The 2,011-nt window shown below is 29.9% G+C and carries 2 protein-coding genes; both read right to left on the bottom strand.

Features of this window, described 5'->3' with window-relative positions; translation table 11 throughout:
- Window positions 1–568 precede the first annotated feature (568 nt).
- Window positions 569–817, bottom strand: a complete 249-nt coding sequence (locus DMC01_RS12305; protein WP_142694476.1) for a hypothetical protein — start codon at window positions 815–817, stop codon at window positions 569–571.
- A gap of 377 nt (window positions 818–1,194) precedes the next feature.
- Window positions 1,195–1,728 carry a hypothetical protein gene (locus DMC01_RS12300; RefSeq protein ID WP_142694475.1) on the bottom strand — a complete coding sequence of 178 codons (534 nt, stop codon included), beginning with the start codon at window positions 1,726–1,728 and terminating at the stop codon, window positions 1,195–1,197.
- Window positions 1,729–2,011: the final 283 nt, after the last annotated feature.

Genomic DNA, 2,011 nt, shown 5'->3' with positions numbered 1-2,011 from the left:
AGATAAAACCTCTTTATCAAGGTAGAAAAATCTATCCCACTCATACCTATCATTTATATTGCTATGCTTGCGTATATAAGCTAGAGTCATTTGTTTTTCACCTTTAATAGATTATATGGTTTTTGTATATACATATCTTTTCATTCTTTTATTTTTAGCTACTTTAAATCTTGCATAGCTTTGTTTAAATCTTTTGGATTTGTAATGTTAAGATGCCCATTGATTTCAATGTGTGAAAGACCTAAAAAATATACTATGTCGCCACCTTTATCATTAATTATATTTCCATTCTTGCCTTAATGGTCTAAGCTGTGGCTTTGTAGTTGTTTAATGTATTTTTAGTACTTTTACCTTTAAATAGTTTAAGAACCTTATCTCCTAAATTCTAATAACCAAAGTAAAACCTATCACAAAAATCGATAAATTTAAACTTGTTGGCTTTAATATAAGAGCTTTTATCCTTTATCAATTCCTTGCCATTATCTAAACTGTATACTTTAAGTGCGGATACCATATCTTTAAATCTCAATGCTATTTTATACTTTTTCCCTATATATTTTAAAGAATTCTAGCAAGTTTCTTGATTGCGCATAATTTTAACCACACCACCGTCTAAATCAAAAAATGTATAGTAATCGTATATACAATCATCTAGATGCTGAATGTGAATTTCTAGTGTTTTTCTATCTTTCCATTGATATATAATAATATATTTTTCTGTCCATTCGCTAATCACTGAGTTAGTATGCGTATGATTTTTGTTCGGCAACTTGTTTAAAAGAAGCTTTTTTATTTTTAAAGCCTCATCATCTAACAAAAACTGCTGGTAGGCTTCTTCGATATTTTTACCTCTATGATAACAAGATTAGGGAATATATCTAAGATAGCACAACGTTCTTTTGTAAGGTCTAATAGCTTCATCAAAAATCACAATCTGCAATTTCTTATGGTAAACTTTGACTAGTTTCGTGTACTTTATTTAAATCTACGCTATATTCAGCCTACAAATCATTAAAATCTATGGTTTGTGGCTAACGCAAATTTGTTGAATCACCATACGCTACAAATGCTACCGACACAACTCCTACCAAAAAAACTATCTCTAACTTTTTCATTTTTCACAATGCCTCGCTTTTGCCAATAATCTCCACTGCATCACCCTTTTGTGTGAAAATAATCACATTGTTTTCGCTATCAACACAGTTTAAATTCTATCATTAAACTCTCGCTAGTGCGTTTAAACTCAAAGTAGCACTGATTTTGTATGCCAGAGTAATAATCCTTGATAGAACTTGTGATGTTCTTGCTCTCATTTATCTTTGGCAAAGCTATGCCTAGCATATGCTTATAAACAACTAAGCTTGTGTTTTGACTTTCTAGCTCTCCTCTATCTTTTAAAAAAGCGACTTGATTTTGTATCTCTTGTTCTACATAAAATTTAAAGGCTTCATCTATGCTTGTGAAATTTTTGTATAAACATTTACTTGCGTTGCATAAATAATCATCACCACATATCTCTTGCTTATAGCTCTCATCACAATTTGTAGCATTTTGGCTTAAAGCATTAAAATTTTGCTCGGTTTTGATTGAATCTATATTTGAATCCGCACCAAAATCTTGCGATAAAGCTTTAAAGATACTTGATTTGTTTAGATCATCCGAAACCCCATGTGCTACGAATACTACTGATATAAATGCTACTAAAAATATTACGCACATTTTTTTCATTTTTTACTCCTTAAAAGAATTTTTATAGCCATTTAGTAAAATCTCTAGAGGATCAGTTATGTCTTTTCTTCTCTCAAATGGAGTATTATTTTTGGCTCAAGATACTCTAATAGGATTTTCCCTTATCAACTTTAATAAAATTTGATAAAAATTTTGTCCTAAATTTTTCGTATTAATCTTGTTGCTTTGAAGTGAAGCACAAAATTTTTTGGCTCAAGACAACTTAAGCGGATTTTCTCTTATAACTTCATTAAATTTAGCAAGTATAAATTTTGCAAACTTT

It is taken from the genome of Campylobacter troglodytis (assembly GCF_006864425.1).
In the GTDB taxonomy this organism is placed as follows: domain Bacteria; phylum Campylobacterota; class Campylobacteria; order Campylobacterales; family Campylobacteraceae; genus Campylobacter_D; species Campylobacter_D troglodytis.
The sequence above is the reverse complement of the archived record's forward strand: the minus strand, read 5'-3'. Positions and strand labels throughout refer to the sequence as shown.